17 protein-coding genes, 1 tRNA gene and 1 pseudogene are annotated in these 15,094 nt (G+C 67.9%); 12 read left to right on the plus strand and 7 right to left on the minus strand.

Going from position 1 to position 15,094, the window contains the following annotated elements; genetic code table 11:
- Positions 1 to 141: 141 nt before the first annotated feature.
- Positions 142 to 1,386, plus strand: a complete 1,245-nt coding sequence (locus tag ABID41_RS05320; protein WP_331930908.1) for an MFS transporter — start codon at positions 142 to 144, stop codon at positions 1,384 to 1,386.
- Positions 1,383 to 2,585 (plus strand): MFS transporter, encoded by a 1,203-nt coding sequence (locus ABID41_RS05325; RefSeq protein WP_331930910.1) that lies wholly within the window; start codon positions 1,383 to 1,385, stop codon positions 2,583 to 2,585. Before ABID41_RS05320 ends, ABID41_RS05325 begins: the two co-directional genes overlap by 4 nt.
- Positions 2,586 to 2,636: 51 nt before the next feature.
- Here ABID41_RS05325 and ABID41_RS05330 read toward each other — a convergent pair whose 3' ends face one another.
- A complete protein-coding gene (locus ABID41_RS05330; protein ID WP_331930912.1) occupies positions 2,637 to 3,329 on the minus strand; it encodes a DUF1345 domain-containing protein in 693 nt (230 codons plus the stop codon).
- 190 nt (positions 3,330 to 3,519) lie between these two features.
- Here ABID41_RS05330 and rpmI point away from each other — a divergent pair, with 190 nt between their 5' ends.
- From rpmI to pheT, 4 genes are all read left to right on the plus strand, one after another.
- Entirely contained in the window at positions 3,520 to 3,720 is a 201-nt protein-coding gene (rpmI, locus tag ABID41_RS05335; RefSeq protein ID WP_331930969.1) for a 50S ribosomal protein L35, read from the plus strand.
- Between the two features lie 13 nt (positions 3,721 to 3,733).
- Positions 3,734 to 4,090: a 50S ribosomal protein L20 gene (rplT, locus tag ABID41_RS05340; protein WP_331930914.1), complete on the plus strand. Its 357-nt coding sequence runs from the start codon at positions 3,734 to 3,736 to the stop codon at positions 4,088 to 4,090.
- A 207-nt stretch (positions 4,091 to 4,297) separates the two neighbouring features.
- Complete coding sequence (gene pheS / locus ABID41_RS05345; protein ID WP_331930916.1) at positions 4,298 to 5,401, plus strand: phenylalanine--tRNA ligase subunit alpha; 1,104 nt, start codon at positions 4,298 to 4,300, stop codon at positions 5,399 to 5,401.
- An 85-nt stretch (positions 5,402 to 5,486) separates the two neighbouring features.
- Positions 5,487 to 7,862, plus strand: a complete 2,376-nt coding sequence (gene pheT / locus ABID41_RS05350) for a phenylalanine--tRNA ligase subunit beta (RefSeq protein ID WP_331930918.1) — start codon at positions 5,487 to 5,489, stop codon at positions 7,860 to 7,862.
- A 32-nt stretch (positions 7,863 to 7,894) separates the two neighbouring features.
- Here the strand turns inward: pheT and ABID41_RS05355 are convergent, their stop codons facing one another.
- Together ABID41_RS05355 and ABID41_RS05360 are read right to left on the minus strand one after the other, a co-directional pair.
- Entirely contained in the window at positions 7,895 to 8,650 is a 756-nt protein-coding gene (locus ABID41_RS05355; RefSeq protein WP_331930920.1) for an alpha/beta fold hydrolase, read from the minus strand.
- Between the two features lie 28 nt (positions 8,651 to 8,678).
- Positions 8,679 to 9,305 carry a DUF1134 domain-containing protein gene (locus tag ABID41_RS05360; protein ID WP_331930922.1) on the minus strand — a complete coding sequence of 209 codons (627 nt, stop codon included), beginning with the start codon at positions 9,303 to 9,305 and terminating at the stop codon, positions 8,679 to 8,681.
- 151 nt (positions 9,306 to 9,456) lie between these two features.
- On the opposite strand from ABID41_RS05360, the gene lepA reads away from it, so the two are divergent.
- Positions 9,457 to 11,262, plus strand: coding sequence for a translation elongation factor 4 (lepA, locus tag ABID41_RS05365; protein WP_331930924.1), 1,806 nt, complete (start codon positions 9,457 to 9,459; stop codon positions 11,260 to 11,262).
- On the opposite strand, the gene ABID41_RS05370 is transcribed toward lepA, so the two are convergent.
- A complete protein-coding gene (locus ABID41_RS05370) occupies positions 11,231 to 11,629 on the minus strand; it encodes a DUF2784 family protein (RefSeq protein WP_331930926.1) in 399 nt (132 codons plus the stop codon). The two genes, lepA and ABID41_RS05370, sit on opposite strands and share 32 nt — an antisense overlap.
- Positions 11,630 to 11,725: 96 nt before the next feature.
- On the opposite strand from ABID41_RS05370, the gene ABID41_RS05375 reads away from it, so the two are divergent.
- Complete coding sequence (locus tag ABID41_RS05375) at positions 11,726 to 11,863, plus strand: entericidin EcnA/B family protein (RefSeq protein WP_331930928.1); 138 nt, start codon at positions 11,726 to 11,728, stop codon at positions 11,861 to 11,863.
- A gap of 6 nt (positions 11,864 to 11,869) precedes the next feature.
- On the opposite strand, the gene ABID41_RS05380 is transcribed toward ABID41_RS05375, so the two are convergent.
- Positions 11,870 to 12,025: a hypothetical protein gene (locus ABID41_RS05380; protein WP_331930930.1), complete on the minus strand. Its 156-nt coding sequence runs from the start codon at positions 12,023 to 12,025 to the stop codon at positions 11,870 to 11,872.
- A 161-nt stretch (positions 12,026 to 12,186) separates the two neighbouring features.
- On the opposite strand from ABID41_RS05380, the gene ABID41_RS05385 reads away from it, so the two are divergent.
- From ABID41_RS05385 to ABID41_RS05395, 3 genes are all read left to right on the plus strand, one after another.
- Positions 12,187 to 12,567, plus strand: coding sequence for a DUF983 domain-containing protein (locus ABID41_RS05385; RefSeq protein WP_331930932.1), 381 nt, complete (start codon positions 12,187 to 12,189; stop codon positions 12,565 to 12,567).
- A gap of 74 nt (positions 12,568 to 12,641) precedes the next feature.
- Positions 12,642 to 12,800, plus strand: coding sequence for a DUF3309 family protein (locus ABID41_RS05390; protein ID WP_331930934.1), 159 nt, complete (start codon positions 12,642 to 12,644; stop codon positions 12,798 to 12,800).
- A gap of 56 nt (positions 12,801 to 12,856) precedes the next feature.
- Positions 12,857 to 13,570, plus strand: a complete 714-nt coding sequence (locus ABID41_RS05395; protein ID WP_331930936.1) for a DUF599 domain-containing protein — start codon at positions 12,857 to 12,859, stop codon at positions 13,568 to 13,570.
- On the opposite strand, the gene ABID41_RS05400 is transcribed toward ABID41_RS05395, so the two are convergent.
- Together ABID41_RS05400 and msrA are read right to left on the minus strand one after the other, a co-directional pair.
- On the minus strand, positions 13,567 to 13,905 hold the full coding sequence (locus tag ABID41_RS05400) for an MmcQ/YjbR family DNA-binding protein (RefSeq protein ID WP_331930938.1): 339 nt from the start codon (positions 13,903 to 13,905) through the stop codon (positions 13,567 to 13,569). The two genes, ABID41_RS05395 and ABID41_RS05400, sit on opposite strands and share 4 nt — an antisense overlap.
- Positions 13,902 to 14,554 (minus strand): annotated as a pseudogene (msrA, locus tag ABID41_RS05405) (peptide-methionine (S)-S-oxide reductase MsrA). Before msrA ends, ABID41_RS05400 begins: the two are co-directional and overlap by 4 nt.
- Before the next feature lie 163 nt (positions 14,555 to 14,717).
- Here msrA and ABID41_RS05410 point away from each other — a divergent pair.
- Positions 14,718 to 14,807, plus strand: a tRNA-Ser gene (locus ABID41_RS05410).
- The last annotated feature ends 287 nt before the right edge of the window (positions 14,808 to 15,094 follow it).

The following is a 15,094-nucleotide window of genomic DNA, read 5'->3' on the forward strand; positions in this document are numbered from 1 at the left end:
TGGATTTACGAAACGGCCGTCCTCCTGGGCGGCCGTTTTCATGTGGCCGGTACGCCACGGTCGCCTCCTCCGTTCGCCACAGACAACCCAGCGAGAAGGTCGGACTTGCGGCGTAACGCCGGTCCGCTTACCAGCGTTCACATGTCCGACTCCGCGCCCCGGCGGGCGAGCCCGTCGCCCTTGGCGGCGCCGTCCCTCATAGCCGTCATCTTCATCAACATGCTCGGCTTCGGGATCATCGTCCCGTTGCTGCCCTTCTATGCGAAGTCGTTCGACGCCCCGGCCTGGCAGATCGCCCTGATCTTCTCGGCCTATTCGGTGGGCGCTTTCTTCGGCGAGCCCTTCTGGGGCCGGCTTTCGGACAAGTACGGCCGCAAGCCGCTGCTGATCTCGACCATCTCCGGCAACTGCCTCTGCTACCTGGCCCTCGCCTTCGCCCCCAATATCTGGGTCGCCTTCGTGATCCGGCTCCTGGGCGGGCTGGCGGCCGGCAACGGCGCAGTCGTCCAGGGCTACATCGCCGACGTCACGCCGCCCGAGAAGCGGGCGCGCCAGCTCTCCTACCAAGGCGCGGCCTGGAACGTCGGCCTCATCGTCGGCCCCTCCATCGGCGGCATCTTCGCCCACCCGAACGCCGGGCCGATCGGCTTCCAGGTCCCGCTGTTCATCGCCTCGGGCCTGGCTGCGCTCTGCGTGCTGGCGATCATCCTGGTCATTCGCGAGAGCAACACGCGCGAAGAGGCCATCACCCATCGCCCCAGCCCCTGGAGCGCGATCGGCGAGGCGGTCAGCCATCCGATCATCGGGCGGCTGATGCTGCTGACCTTCCTGGTCGGCTTCGCCTTCACCGGCATCGAGAGCACCTTCGGCCTCTGGTCGCAGGCCAAGTTCAACTGGGGCCCGCGGGAGATCGGCGTCGTCTTCGCCTTCACCGGCATCGCCGCGGCCCTGACGCAGACCTTCGTCACCGGCCGGCTTTCCGAACGGTACGGCGAAGGCAGGATGCTGGCGGTCGGCATGTCGATGACCGCCATCGCCTCGGCCTCGCAGGTGTTCTCCACCAACATGCCGATGGTCATCGCCTTCATGTGCCTGACCGCCATCGGCCAGTCGGTGGCCTGGCCCAATGTCGCGGCCATGATCTCGCAGAGCGCCGACCCGCACCGGACGGGCCAGATCCTGGGCCTCAACAACGCCACCGGCGCCCTGGCGCGGGTGGTGGGGCCATTCTGCGCCGGCCTGGTGTTCCCGGTGGTCCTGGACGGCCCGTTCCTGATGGGCGCGCTGATGATGATCCCGACGATCATGCTGGCCCTGGCCGCCAGCCGCCGGGTGGTGGCCGCCCGCGCCGTGACCAGCGACGAGGCCCGGGCCGCAGCGGAATGAGCGGCGACACGCCCCGCCAGGACGACAACCGCGCGTTGATCGTCCTGCTCTCGGTGATCTTCCTGAACATCGCCGGCTTCGGGCTGGTGATTCCTTTGCTGCCGTTCTTCGGCAAGGCGCTGGATGCGCCGGCCTGGCAGATCGCCATCCTGTTCTCGGCCTATTCGTTCGGCCAGTTCCTGGGCGAGCCGTTCTGGGGGCGGATGTCCGACCGGGTCGGCCGGCGCCCCGTGCTGATGATCACCATCGCCGGCGGGGCCCTCAGCTATGTCGCCCTGGCCTTCGCCCCGACCATCTGGCTGGCCTTCACCGCGCGGTTCGTCGGCGGCTTCCTGTCGGGCAACATCTCCACCCTGCAAGGCGCGCTGGCCGACATCACCCGGCCGGAAGAGCGGGCAGGCAAGATGGGGCTGATGGGCTCGGCCTTCTCCCTGGGCTTCATGATCGGCCCGGCGATCGGCGGGCTGTTGGCGCATCCGGAACTCGGCCCGCTGGGCTTCCAGATCCCGCTCTTCGCCGCCGCGGGGTTCGGCCTGGCCTCGGCGGCGGCGGTGGCCATCTTCGTGCGCGAGAGCCGGCCCGAACCGAAGACCGGGGCGCGGGTTCCGCAGATCGAAGCCCTGCGCGAGGCCTTCGCCCACCCGGTGATCGCCCGGGTGATGATCATCAGCTTCATCACCGTCTCAGGCTTCGCCGGCATCGAAGCGACCTATGGCCTCTGGACCGAGCAGCGCTTCGGCTGGGGACCGAGACAGATCGGCTTCGCCTTCATGGCGATCGGGGTGCTGGGCGCCTATTGCCAGGCGATCCTGACGGGACGGCTGGTACGTCGGCATGGCGAGCCCAGGGTGCTGACCGCCGGCCTGGTGGCCATGTGGATCGGTATGGGCTTCCAGTTCTTCTCGCCCACCTGGCACGTGGCGATGATCGGCTTCGCCTTCGTCTGCTTCGGCCAGTCGATCTGCTTTCCCTGCCTGACCGCCCTGATCTCGCAGGCGACGCCGCCCGATCGGCAGGGCGAGTTCCTCGGCCTCAACATGTCCAACATGGCCCTCGCCCGCATCGGCGGCCCGATCTATGCGGGCCAGCTCTTCTCGCTGGTCAACCCCGGCGCGGCTTTCGTGGTCACGGCGATCCTGATCATGCCGGCCACTGCGCTGGCCCTGCAGATCATGCGGCGGACCTTGCGGGCCGCTTAGAGCCCGAGAGTCAAAGCCCGATCGAGCGGCGAAACCGCGCGCGCTTTCGCCCTAGAACAACCCCGCCAGCAGGTTGATCGTCAGGGCGAGGACGACCGTGTTGAAGACGAAGGCGACGACGCCGTGGACCGTGCCCAGCCGGCGCAGGCGCTGGGAGGTGAAGGCGATGTCCGCGGTCTGACAGGCGACGCCGATGATGACTGAAAAGTGGACGAAGTCCCAATAGTCCGGCGGCTCACCGCCCGGGAACAGCAGGCCGCGGGGGTCGGTCTCGCCGCTGTCGCTGCGGCCGTAGTATTCATGGGCGTAGTGCAGGGCGAAGACCAGTTGCACCATGAACCAGGAGGCGGCGACCGTGGCGAAGACGAGGGCGATCCGCACGGCGCGGGCCACGCCCTGATCGATCTTGGCCGCGGAAAGCTCGGCGGCGACGACGCCGATGCTGGCGGCGACCGCGGCCAGAATCAGGGCGAGGATCACCCCCTGCCCCTCGTCCTGCCCCTCGGCGACCACGCGGATGCGCGCGGCGTCCGCCCCCCACATCCGGCGAAGGGTGGCGACGAAGAAGACCAGGCAGACAGCGTCCCAGGCCAGGATCGCCGAGATCAGCGAGTTCGGACCATACGGCGCCAGGCGACAGGCCGCCCAGACCAGGAGCCCGGTGGCGATCGCCAGCATCAGGCTGGGACGCGCGACCAGCGGCCCCACGACAGGAGGGCGCTTGCGATGTATGGAACGGGCCATCCGGACCTCATTCGCGGCCGATCCGAAATCTATAGCCGAGGCGGGCGAGTCGCCGCAGCGCAGACTCAAACCCTTGCCTTTGCTGCCCCTTTCGCGTAAACGCCCCGCTCTTCGGAGTCGTCTGGCCAAAGGCATGCCAGGGCGGCTCATCAATACACCAGAGGACGGGGCCGTGAGGTTCCGCAGAGAAATGCCGAAGCTGAAGACTAAATCTGGCGTGAAAAAGCGCTTCAAGATGACCGCGTCGGGCAAGCTGAAGGCCGGTGTGGCCGGCAAGCGCCACCGCCTCATCAGCCACTCCGCGAAGTACATTCGTCAGAACCGTGGCACCAAGGTGATGACCGAAGCTGACACCAAGATCGTCAAGCTTTGGATCCCCTACGGCCTCTAAGGAGAACTGACACATGGCTCGCGTGAAACGGGGCGTCGTCGCCCACGCCAAGCACAAGAAGGTTCTGGAGCAGGCCAAGGGCTTCTACGGCCGCCGCAAGAACACCATCCGCACCGCCAAGGCCGCCGTCGACAAGGCCGGCCAGTACGCCTACCGCGATCGCAAGGTCCGCAAGCGCAACTTCCGTTCGCTGTGGATCCAGCGCATCAACGCTGCGGCTCGCCTGGAAGGCTTCACCTACTCGCAGTTTATCTACGGCCTTGATAAGGCCGGGATCGAAGTCGACCGCAAAGTCCTCGCCGACATCGCGGGCGCCGATCCGGTCGGTTTCAAGGCCATCGCCGACAAGGTTCGCGCCGCGCTGGCTTGAGGCCATTTGAGTCCCCGGACTCAACGACCTAACAAGAGCCCTCCGGCCTGAACCGCCGGAGGGCTTTTTGCTGTCTCCATAGCAAGCTCGCCATCCGGTCTCGCCTCCCTCCACCACGCTGGCGCGTGGTCCCCCTCCCCGCTCCGCCAAGCTTCGCAGGTGAGGAAGGGATTTCACTCCAGACGAAGCCCCTCTAAAGAGCCCGTCATGACCGCCCAACTCGAAGCTGAAATCCTCGCCGCCGTGGAAGCGGCCGGCGACCTCGCGGCCCTTGAGGCCGTGCGCGTGGCCGCCGTCGGCAAGTCCGGCTCCATTTCGGAGCTGCTCAAGTCGCTCGGCGGCATGAGCCCGGACGAACGCCGCGAGCGCGGCCCCCAGATCAACGGCCTGCGCGACCGGGTGCAGAGCGCCATCGCCGCCCGAAAGACGGTGCTGGAGACCGCCGCCCTCGACGCCAAGCTGGCGGCCGAGCGCGTGGACCTTTCGCTGCCGGCCCCGCCCCGCCGCAAGGGCAGCGTCCACCCGACCATGCAGGTCATGGACGAGATGATCGCGGTCTTCGCCGAGATGGGCTTCTCGGTCGCCGAAGGCCCGGACATCGAGACCGACTTCAACAACTTCACCGCCCTGAACTTCCCCGAGAAGCACCCGGCGCGTGAGATGCACGACACCTTCTTCCTACCGGAAGATGCCAACGGCGAGCGCAAGGTGCTGCGCACCCACACCAGCCCGGTGCAGGTGCGGGTGATGCACAAGGTCAACGAGAAGCTGCCGTCCTGGATCGCCAACGGGCAGGAGCCGCCGATCCGCATCATCGTGCCGGGCCGCACCTTCCGGAAGGACAGCGACCAGACCCACACGCCGATGTTCCACCAGATCGAGGGCCTGGTGATCGACAAGGCGATCCACATGGGCCACCTGAAGTGGACGCTGGAAACCTTCCTGTCCCGGTTCTTCGAGACGCCGGAAGTCGTCACCCGCTTCCGCCCGCACCACTTCCCGTTCACCGAGCCCAGCGCCGAGATGGACGTGCAGTGCGACCGCTCCGGCGGCGAGGTGAAGATCGGCCAGGGGACCGACTGGCTGGAAATCCTCGGCTGCGGAATGGTGCACCCGAACGTGCTGCGCAATTGCGGGCTCGATCCCGACGTCTGGCAGGGCTTCGCTTTCGGCTGCGGCGTCGATCGCCTGGGCGTGCTGAAGTACGGCATGCCCGACCTGCGCGACATGTTCGCTAGCGACGTCCGCTGGCTGGAGCACTACGGCTTCAGCCCCTATGCGGCGCCGAACCCGGCGACCGGGCTCTCCTGAGCCTTACCGATCAATGCTCTCCCATCAGGAGAGCTGCCTGAGAACTCCGCCCTCCCCACGGGGGAGGATCTAGGAAGAGACGACAATGAAGTTCACGTTGTCCTGGTTGAAAGACCACCTCGACACCGACGCCAGCGTCCAGCAGGTCGTCGACGCCATGACCATGGCCGGCCTCGAGGTCGAGCATGTGGATGATCCGGCCTCCAAGCTGGCCGCCTTCTCGGTCGGCAAGATCGTCGAGGCCGTGCAGCACCCCAACGCCGACCGCCTGCGCGTCTGCCAGGTGGACACCAAGGACGGGCGGCTGGAGATCGTCTGCGGCGCGCCGAACGCGCGGGCCGGCATCACCATCGTCTACGCCCCGATCGGCGCCTATGTGCCCGGCCTCGGCGTGACCCTGGTCGAGAAGCCGGTGCGGGGCGTGGTGTCCAACGGCATGCTCTGCTCGGCGTCCGAGCTCGAGGTCGCCTCCGAATCCGACGGGATCATGGAACTGCCCGACAGCCTGGCGGTCGGGACGCCGGTGGCCCAGGCCCTGGGCCTTGAGGCGGTGATCGACTTCGAGGTGACGCCGAACCGTCCCGACTGGCTGGGCGTCGTCGGCATCGCCCGCGACCTGGCCGCTGCAGGCCTCGGCAAGCTGAAGGACGTCTCGGTCGCGCCGGTGGCGGGCAAGTTCGCCAACCCGGTCGAGATCCGCCTGGACGGCTCGGACGGGTGCCGCCAGTTCGCCGGCCGCCTGATCCGCGGGGTGAAGAACGGCCCCTCGCCGGCCTGGCTGCAGCAGAAACTGACCTCGATCGGCCTTCGGCCCATCAACGCGCTGGTCGACGTCACGAACCTGATTTCCTACGACCGCGCCCGGCCGCTGCACGTCTATGACGCGGCCAAGCTGGCCGGCGGCTTCATCGAGGCCCGCGCCGGCAAGGACGGCGAGAGCGTCGAGGCCCTGGATGGCAAGACCTATGCGGTGACGCCCGAGATCACCGTCATCGCCGACGGCTCCGGCGTCATCGGCCTGGGCGGCGTGATGGGCGGAACCTCGACCGGCTGCTCGGACGAGACCACCGACGTCTTCGTGGAAAGCGCCTGGTTCGACCCCATCCGCATCGCCCAGACCGGCCGGACGACCGGCATCACCTCGGACGCGCAGTACCGCTTCGCGCGCACCGTGGACCCGGCCAGCCAGGTCCCGGGGCTGGAGCTTGCGACCAAGCTGATCCTGGAACTCTGCGGCGGCGAGCCTTCCGAAGTCACCGTGGTCGGCGAGGCGCCGGCTGCGCCGGGCCCGATCGCCTTCGACCGCGGCTATGTCCGCCAGCTTTCGGGCCTGGACCTGCCCAGCGAGCGGATCGACCAGATCCTGGCCGACCTCGGTTTCAAGCTGGACGGCGATGCGGTGACGCCGCCCACCTGGCGTCGCGACGTGGAGGGGAAGGCCGACCTGGTGGAGGAAGTGGCGCGGATCGAGGGCTATGACGCCCTGCCCGCCACGCCCCTGCCCGAGGTTCCGCCGGCCGCCGGCGGCGTGCTGACCGCCCGCCAGGGGCGCATGCGTGCCGGCCGCCGGGCCATGGCCGCCAAGGGCTATGCCGAGACCATCACCTGGAGCTTCTGCAAGCGCGAGGTCGCGACGCTGTTCGGCGGCGGGCAGGACGAGCTGGTGGTCACCAACCCGATCGCTTCGGACCTCGACTGCATGCGTCCGTCGATCTTGCCGAACCTGATCGACGCGGCCGGCCGCAACGCACGGCGCGGCTTCCCGGACGTGGCGCTGTTCGAGATCGGCCCATTCTACAAGGGCGACCAGCCGGCCGACCAGATGACCGCCATCAGCGCCGTGGTGGCGCCGCACGCGCCACGCCGCTGGGACGGTGTGACGGCCGATGCGCTCTACGAGTTGAAGGGAGACGTGCTGTCCCTGCTGGACGACCTGGGCGCGCCGACCGGCTCGCTGCAGGTCTCGCAAGCCGGCCTGTCGGACTGGTGGCATCCGGGCCGGGCCGGCGCCCTGCGCCTGGGCAAGAACACCCTGGTCGAGTTCGGCGAGATCCATCCGCGCATCCTCAAGGCGCTGGACGTCGAGGGGCCGGTGCTGGGCTTCGAGCTGGTGCTCGACAACCTGCCCGAGCCGAAGAAGAAGGCGACCAAGACCAAGGCGGCGCTGGAACTCTCCCCGCTGATGCCGCTGAGCCGTGACTTCGCCTTCGTGGTGGCCGAGGACGTCGCCGCGGCGGACCTGACCAAGGCCGTGGCCGGCGCCGACAAGGCGCTGATCAAGGAGGCGCGGGTGTTCGACGTCTATCGCGGGACCGGCGTGCCGGAAGGCTTCAAGTCGGTGGCGGTCGAGATCCTGGTCCAGCCGCGGGAGAAGACCCTTACCGAGGCCGAGATCGAGGCGCTGTCGGCCAAGGTGGTCGCGGCGGCCGAGAAGGCGACCGGCGCCAAGCTGCGCGCCTGATCCACGTCAGGGGCCGGCCGCGCGCCGGCCCCTCAGGCGCGGGCGAGTTCGCCCAAGATGAGCTCGCGACAGGCCTCGGGCGCCTCGCGCAGCAGGTCGTGGCCGCAACCGGCCAGGGTCTCCATCCGGATGGCTGGATAGGCGGCCAGGCGCGCGTGCGCCGCGCCGTCCATCAGCGAAGGGGCCGGGCTGTCGCGCGGCTCGCCGAGCGGGACGCTTCCCGAAAGCACGAACACCGGCGCGCGGATGCGGTCGAGCAGTTCCCCATAGTCGCGGTTCTCCGCGATGGCGCCGTCCCGCCAGCCGATGGTCGTGAAGAGGAAGTCGGGGTCGAGGGCCTCGCCCCTGGCCTCACCGGCGCGGATGCGGGCCTCCAGCGGCCACAGGCCGGCGGTGGAAAGCAGGGGATCCAGGGCCACACAGGCCCGGCGATGGGCGGCGAGCGCCAGGGCGATGGTCCCGCCCAGGCCTGCGCCGACCACCAGCACTCGACGGCCCGGAAGGATGGTGTCGATGCTGCGGGCGTAGGCTGTGATCAGGTTGGTCCAGCCCCCCTCGGAGAACCTCGGCGCCTTGCCATGGCCCGGCAGTCCCGCCAGCACGACCTCGGCCTCGGGCTCCAGCCGGCCGAACCAGTCGGCCATCGCGCCAGGCGTGGAAAAGAGGTCGTGGATGAGCACCACGGCCGCCTTGCTGCGATCCTTGATCTCCGGCCGGGCGACGAAGACGAACTCGTCGCCCGCAGGCGTGTGGACGTGCAGCCACTTGGTATCGCTGATCGGTCGCACCCGCCCCCCGGCCGGCTGAACTCAGATATTAGAAGGGCAGGAAGCGACGCGTCCTGCTGAAGCCCAGATAGCCGACATTCGCGCCGAGTCGCAGCCCCACGCCAGCGCGGATCGGCGCCAGGGTGATGTCGTCGGAGCGCAGGTAGTTCACGCCCAGGCCGCCGATCAGATAGGCCGAGCCCTCGACCCCCGGGAAGCGTTGGAAAATCACTTCCGGGTAGTGGAGGTTGTAGCAGAGGGTGAAGACGCGGCTGGCGTTGCCGCCGAAGTCCCAGCCTACGGACGGGCCCTGCCAGAACACCTCGATGGGCTGGCGGTTCTTCATGTAGAGCAGGCCGCGGCCGTAGCGGGCGCCGCCGACGATGGCCGCGCTGCCCTCCTCACCCGCGACGTAGGCGGTGGGACGGCCGTTATCCTGGAAAACCCGCTCGATCGCCCCGCCGGCGGCCTCGGCCGTGACGCCGAGGAAATCGGAGACGTTGTTGACGATCTCGTCGCGGCTGTAGGTCTCGGCCTGGCCGGTCGAATAGCTGGGATTGGCGGTCGCGCTGGGCGACGGCGGAGGCAACGAGCCCGGGGCGGTCGATTGGGCGCTGGCGCACCCGGCGACTCCGGCGGTGGCGAGCCCTGAAACGATAAGCGTGCGGCGATCCATGTGTCGCAATTATTCCCTGGAAGCTTGAACGAGCCTCACATCCCCAAGAGGCATGAATGGGGCCGCCCGCCTTAACGGCGGATTAACCATGAGGGCCCAGCGCACGCGCCCTACTCGCGATCTGCGCCGAATGTGCTAGAGGCGGGGCGAAATGACGACGCCCCTTTCCCGCATCCGCAACTTCTCGATCGTGGCCCACATCGACCACGGGAAGTCGACCCTGTCCGACCGGCTCATCCAGGAGACCGGCGCGCTCAGCCAGCGCGAGATGAAGGAGCAGGTGCTCGACAACATGGAGATCGAGCGCGAGCGCGGCATCACCATCAAGGCGCAGACTGTGCGCCTGCATTATCGCGCGCGCGACGGCGAGGAATACGTCCTCAACCTGATGGACACTCCCGGCCACGTCGACTTCGCCTACGAGGTCTCGCGCAGCCTGGCCGCGTGCGAAGGCTCGATCCTGGTGGTGGACGCCTCGCAGGGGGTCGAAGCCCAGACCCTGGCCAACGTCTACCAGGCGATCGACAACAACCACGAGATCGTGCCGGTCCTGAACAAGATCGACCTGCCCGCCGCCGAGCCTGATCGCGTGCGCCAGCAGATCGAAGACGTCATCGGCATCGACGCGTCCGACGCGGTGGAGTGCTCGGCCAAGACCGGCGTCGGCATCGCCGACGTGCTGGAGGCGGTGGTGACCCGCCTGCCCCCGCCCAAGGGCGACCGCGACGCGCCGCTGAAGGCGCTGCTGGTCGACGCCTGGTACGACCCCTATCTCGGCGTCGTGGTGCTGGTGCGCATCTTCGACGGCGTTCTGAAGGCCGGCCAGCGGGTGCGCATGATGAACGCCGGGGCGACCTATCAGGTCGACCGCATCGGCGTGTTCCGGCCCAAGCAGACCGAGGTGGCCGAGCTCGGCCCGGGTGAGGTCGGCTACATCACCGCCCAGATCAAGCAGGTGTCCGACGCCGCCGTCGGCGACACCATCACCGACGAGAAGCGCCAGACCGCCGCGGCGCTCACCGGCTTCCGCGAGGTGCAGCCGGTGGTGTTCTGCGGCCTCTTCCCGGTGGACGCGGCCGACTTCGAGGACCTGCGCGCCGCCATCGGCCGGCTGCGCCTGAACGACGCCAGCTTCTCCTACGAGATGGAGACCTCCGCGGCCCTGGGCTTCGGCTTCCGCTGCGGGTTCCTCGGCCTGCTGCACCTGGAGATCATCCAGGAACGGCTGTCGCGCGAATTCGACCTGGACCTGATCGCGACCGCGCCGAGCGTGGTCTACAAGATCGCGATGACCGACGGCGCGGTCATCGACCTGCACAACCCCGCCGACATGCCCGACCCGGTGAAGATCGAATCGATCAGCGAGCCGTGGATCAAGGCGACGATTCTGACACCGGACGAGTACCTCGGCTCGGTCATCAAGCTCTGCCAGGACCGCCGCGGCGAGCAGCGGGAGCTGTCCTATGTCGGCGCCCGGGCCCTGGTGGTCTACGACCTGCCGCTGAACGAGGTGGTGTTCGACTTCTACGACCGCCTGAAGAGCGTCTCGAAGGGCTACGCCTCCTTCGACTACCAGATCGAGGGCTATCGCGAGGGCGACCTTGTGAAGATGTCGATCCTGGTCAATTCCGAGCCGGTGGACGCGCTGTCCATGCTGGTCCACCGCAGCCGCGCCGAGACGCGGGGCCGCTCCATGGTCGAACGGATGAAGGACCTGATCCCGCAGCACATGTTCCAGATCCCGATCCAGGCGGCGATCGGCGGCCGGATCGTCGCCCGCGAGACCATCCGGGCGCTGCGCAAGGACGTGACGGCCAAGTGCTATGGCGGCGACATGAGCCGCAAGCGCAAGCTCCTCGACAAGCAGAAGGAGGGGAAGAAGCGCATGCGGCAGTTCGGCAAGGTCGAGATCCCGCAGGAAGCCTTCATCGCCGCCCTGAAGATGGACGCCGACTAGGCCTGGGCGGAACCAGGAACCACAGGGCCAGGACATACGCGAAGACCGCCATATAGGCCGCGGTGAACACCCATAGCGGCAGGGGCCAGTAGATCAGGCTGTTGATCGTCCGTGCGATCAGAGGCGGCCTCTCGACGCCGCCGCCGGCCTCGTCCTGCCAGATGGTCAGGAAGCAGGCGCGGCCAAGCACCGCCTGCAGCGCCACCACGGCGAGGGAGGCAAGGTGCAGCAGCCGCCAGCCGCGGGCGCGCACGAAGCGCCAGCCTCTCCAGGCGCCCAGCGGAATGGCGACCAGGCCGAACAGGTTGAAGGCGATCACCGCCAGGTGCAGGGCCAGCATGAGGGCTGCGACAACCGTCCCGCTCATCGGATCGCCACCGCGATTGATCCGCCGCCACACCCACGCCTAAAAAGGGCCTGGAAGCGCAGCCATGAAGCTTCCGCCAAGAAGGGGAGCTCACCCATGCGCAAGATCATCGCCCTCGCCGCCGTCGCCGCCGCGCTTATGGCGTCCGCCTGCAACACCGTCGAAGGCCTCGGCCGCGACGCCCAGGCCGCCGGCGCGGCCGTCACAGGCGCCGCCAGCGACATGAAGCGGTAGGCGATTTCAGGCGTCCTCCTCGCGGGACGCCTCCTCCGCCACCTTGGCCTTCTCGGCGGGGCTGACGATGTGGTCCGGCGCCCTGCGGGAGCTTTCCTCCGCAGGCGTGGTCGGGGCTTGGGGATGCTCCTCCGCCGGTTTCGACGGCTTGGTCGCGGCCATATGAACTGCTCCGGACATGGTGGCTTGTCTTGCTGAAACAGGCGGAGGCGGGCGCGGGTTCAGGCTTGCGGGACAATTCCTGGCGCGTTGCGGCCATTGGCGCCCTTCCCTTGTGGGGACGCAGGGCCTATCGGTGGCCCCGTCGTCGACCAGGTGCGCTCATGTTCTTGCAGTCCATGCGTCGCGGCCTGAAAGGCCGCTGTCCCCATTGCGGAGAAGGCAAGCTCTTCCGCGCCTATCTGAAGGTCTCGCCCACCTGCCCGGCCTGTGGCCACGACCTGGCCAAATATCCGGCCGACGACGGCCCGGCCTATTTCACCATCCTGATGGTCGGCCACCTGGTCGTCGCGCCGCTGCTGCTCTTCCCGGCGATCTGGCAGGTCTCGCCCTGGATCGTCGTGCCCTCGACCTTGATCCCCCTGACGGTGATCAGCCTGTTGCTCTTGCCGTTGAACAAGGGCTGGTTCATCGGCCTGCTCTACGCGCTTGGCGTCAAGCGCGGCGACGCCGCCGTCCATACCGCCGACGTGGCCGACCGCTAGGCGGCAGGAACCGGCGCCGAAGCCGACCGTTGCCTCGGTAAGACCCCTAAGGGTCCGCACCGGAGGAGGCGCTCGTGAGCCTTGGAACCATCCTGCTTATCGTGCTGATCGTCCTGTTGATCGGCGCCTTGCCGACCTGGGGCTATTCGAGTTCGTGGGGATACTTCCCATCCGGCGGCATGGGCCTGATCCTGGTGATCGTGCTGCTCCTGGTCCTGACGGGTCGCCTCTAGCCGGGCGGTGGGCGGCGCCCTAGGATTCCAGGCGTAGTCGCGTTCAGGACGGCCTGGTGAACTTCGTTCGAGCTCTCTCCTCCGCCGACATGGCGGCCCTGGCCCTGTTCGCCGCGGTGTGGCTCGCCTACGAGCCGCTGCTGAGGACGCTCGCGCGCGGCCGAGGCCTGATCAACACCGACATGACCATCATCCGCGTCGCGTGGATGCGGACCATGACGATGCGCGAAAACAAGCTCATGGATGGCCAGTTGCTCGGGCACACCCTGAACTCCGCATCGTTCTTCGCCTCGTCGAACCTCATCCTCATCGCCGGCGCCGCCGGCGTGCTGTTCGGCGGCGAAGGCGCGTTCCGCAGCGCCTCGAGCCTGATGGTGCTGAAGACGTCCTCCCGGCTGCTGTTCGAGGCGCAGATTTCCCTGGTGCTGCTGACCCTCGCCCGCGGCCTGCTCGAATTCATCTGGGCCATCCGGCAGATGAACTATTGCCTGGCGGTGATCGGGGCCGCCCGCGACACCGCCGACAAAGCCTTTGCGACGGAGTACGGCGAGGCGGCGGCTCGGCTGCTGAATCCGGCGCTGTCGTCGTTCAACAGGGGCGTGCGCGGCTACTACTTCGCGCTGGCGGCGGCGGCCTGGCTTTTCGGGCCCATCCCCTTCGCCCTGGTCACCCTGGCGGCGGTCGCGCTGCTGTTCTCGCGCCAGCGCAGTTCGCCGGCCGCGGCGGCGATCGCCGACGTGCGGCGGCTGCTGGACCGGGACACTAGCTAGAGGCCCAACTCCGCCCGGAGCTTGCGGGTCAGCTTGGCGGCGATCAACTCGTGGGAGGTGGCGATCCAGCCGGCCACCTCTTCGGGTTCGACGTCATCGATATCGACGGAAACCCATTGCCCCTTGGCCAGGTAAGGCGCCTGGCGGCCAGGTCCGCCCTCGTCGGTGAGCACCACGAAGCCGATCTCCGTGACCTTGAACGACAGCGCCTCGCCAAGGCCACAGATGGCGAACACCTTGCCGCCGACCTTGTAGACGTCCGCGCCGCCCCACTGGACCACCTTGGTGGCGGCCGGCAGGGCCAGCGCCAGAAGCTCGACGTCCGTCCGGTTCAAGCGCTGACGCCGACGCCGATCGGGCAGGTGACGCCCGTGCCGCCGATGCCGCAGTAGCCGGCGGGATTCTTGGCCAGGTACTGCTGGTGATAGTCCTCGGCGAAATAGAACTCGGGCGCCTCGGCGATCTCGGTGGTGACCGGGCCGTAGCCCTTGGCCGACAGCGCCTGCTGGTAGGCCTGCAGCGAGGCCGTGGCCGCAGCGGCCTGGGCGTCGTTGTGGACGTAAATGCCCGACCGGTACTGGGTCCCGATGTCGTTTCCCTGGCGCATGCCCTGGGTCGGGTCGTGGTTCTCCCAGAAGACCTTCAGCAGGTCCTCATAGGTGACTACGCGGGGATCGAAGACCACGCGAACCGATTCAGCATGGCCGGTGCGACCGCTGCAGACCTCTTCATAGGTCGGATTGGGGTGATCCCGTTCTGATAGCCGACGGCCGTCACCCAGACGCCGGGAACCTGCCAGAACTTGCGCTCCACGCCCCAGAAGCAGCCCATGGCGAAGTCGGCGACCTCCAGCCCTTCCGGATAGGGCCCCTTCAGCGGACGGCCGTTCACGAAGTGAAGCTCGGCGGTGGGCAAGGGGTTCGACCGGCCCGGGAGGGCGGTGTCGGGGGAGGGAAGCTCGGAGGTTTTCTTGGCGAAGAGCATGGGCTTGGCCGATCAGGAGGGGACAGGCTGCAAACATAGGAGTGCGGTCACGCAAATGCACGCGCCCCAGCGGCGCCAAAGGCTCAAACGGCGCTTGCCCGGCAAGGCGTCATGAGTATATTGCGCGCCTTCCGCGAGGGGCCGCACGCTCCTCAAGGCCTGTGGTGAGGTGGCGGAGTGGTCGATCGCGCACGCTTGGAAAGCGTGTATAGGTGAAAGCCTATCGAGGGTTCGAATCCCTCTCTCACCGCCATTCAGTCTGAAAATTCGTCTCTCAACCGACGCTGGACGCCCAAGCCGCGGATAACGCGGCGCTTTTCCCGCTTCCTAGCCAACTGGTCTCGCGCAACCGCCGCCGTAAGCGGCGCAATAGCGCCCCTGTGCGTCGCCGGTCTCTCGCGGCGCCCCGCCATACACAGTTTCACCCTGTTGTCCTGTTCCCCGCAATCGACCGGTCGTGACGAGGCCGGCTGCACAGCCGGCCTCGTAGCAAACACCTGATCTAACGGGTTTTCTTTAGCGCTGTTGCGCGATGCGCAC

Source organism: Phenylobacterium koreense, from assembly GCF_040545335.1.
GTDB lineage: Bacteria > Pseudomonadota > Alphaproteobacteria > Caulobacterales > Caulobacteraceae > Phenylobacterium > Phenylobacterium koreense.

Coding starts and splice junctions, on each gene's coding strand:
- pheS (WP_331930916.1), top strand. CDS start 4,298: ATGACCGCCCAACTCGAAGCTGAAATCCTCGCCGCCGTGGAAGCGGCC.
- ABID41_RS05380 (WP_331930930.1), bottom strand. CDS start 12,025: ATGGCCGCGACCAAGCCGTCGAAACCGGCGGAGGAGCATCCCCAAGCC.
- ABID41_RS05375 (WP_331930928.1), top strand. CDS start 11,726: ATGCGCAAGATCATCGCCCTCGCCGCCGTCGCCGCCGCGCTTATGGCG.
- ABID41_RS05370 (WP_331930926.1), bottom strand. CDS start 11,629: ATGAGCGGGACGGTTGTCGCAGCCCTCATGCTGGCCCTGCACCTGGCG.
- ABID41_RS05385 (WP_331930932.1), top strand. CDS start 12,187: ATGTTCTTGCAGTCCATGCGTCGCGGCCTGAAAGGCCGCTGTCCCCAT.
- lepA (WP_331930924.1), top strand. CDS start 9,457: ATGACGACGCCCCTTTCCCGCATCCGCAACTTCTCGATCGTGGCCCAC.
- ABID41_RS05330 (WP_331930912.1), bottom strand. CDS start 3,329: ATGGCCCGTTCCATACATCGCAAGCGCCCTCCTGTCGTGGGGCCGCTG.
- pheT (WP_331930918.1), top strand. CDS start 5,487: ATGAAGTTCACGTTGTCCTGGTTGAAAGACCACCTCGACACCGACGCC.
- rplT (WP_331930914.1), top strand. CDS start 3,734: ATGGCTCGCGTGAAACGGGGCGTCGTCGCCCACGCCAAGCACAAGAAG.
- ABID41_RS05360 (WP_331930922.1), bottom strand. CDS start 9,305: ATGGATCGCCGCACGCTTATCGTTTCAGGGCTCGCCACCGCCGGAGTC.
- ABID41_RS05320 (WP_331930908.1), top strand. CDS start 142: ATGTCCGACTCCGCGCCCCGGCGGGCGAGCCCGTCGCCCTTGGCGGCG.
- ABID41_RS05325 (WP_331930910.1), top strand. CDS start 1,383: ATGAGCGGCGACACGCCCCGCCAGGACGACAACCGCGCGTTGATCGTC.
- rpmI (WP_331930969.1), top strand. CDS start 3,520: ATGCCGAAGCTGAAGACTAAATCTGGCGTGAAAAAGCGCTTCAAGATG.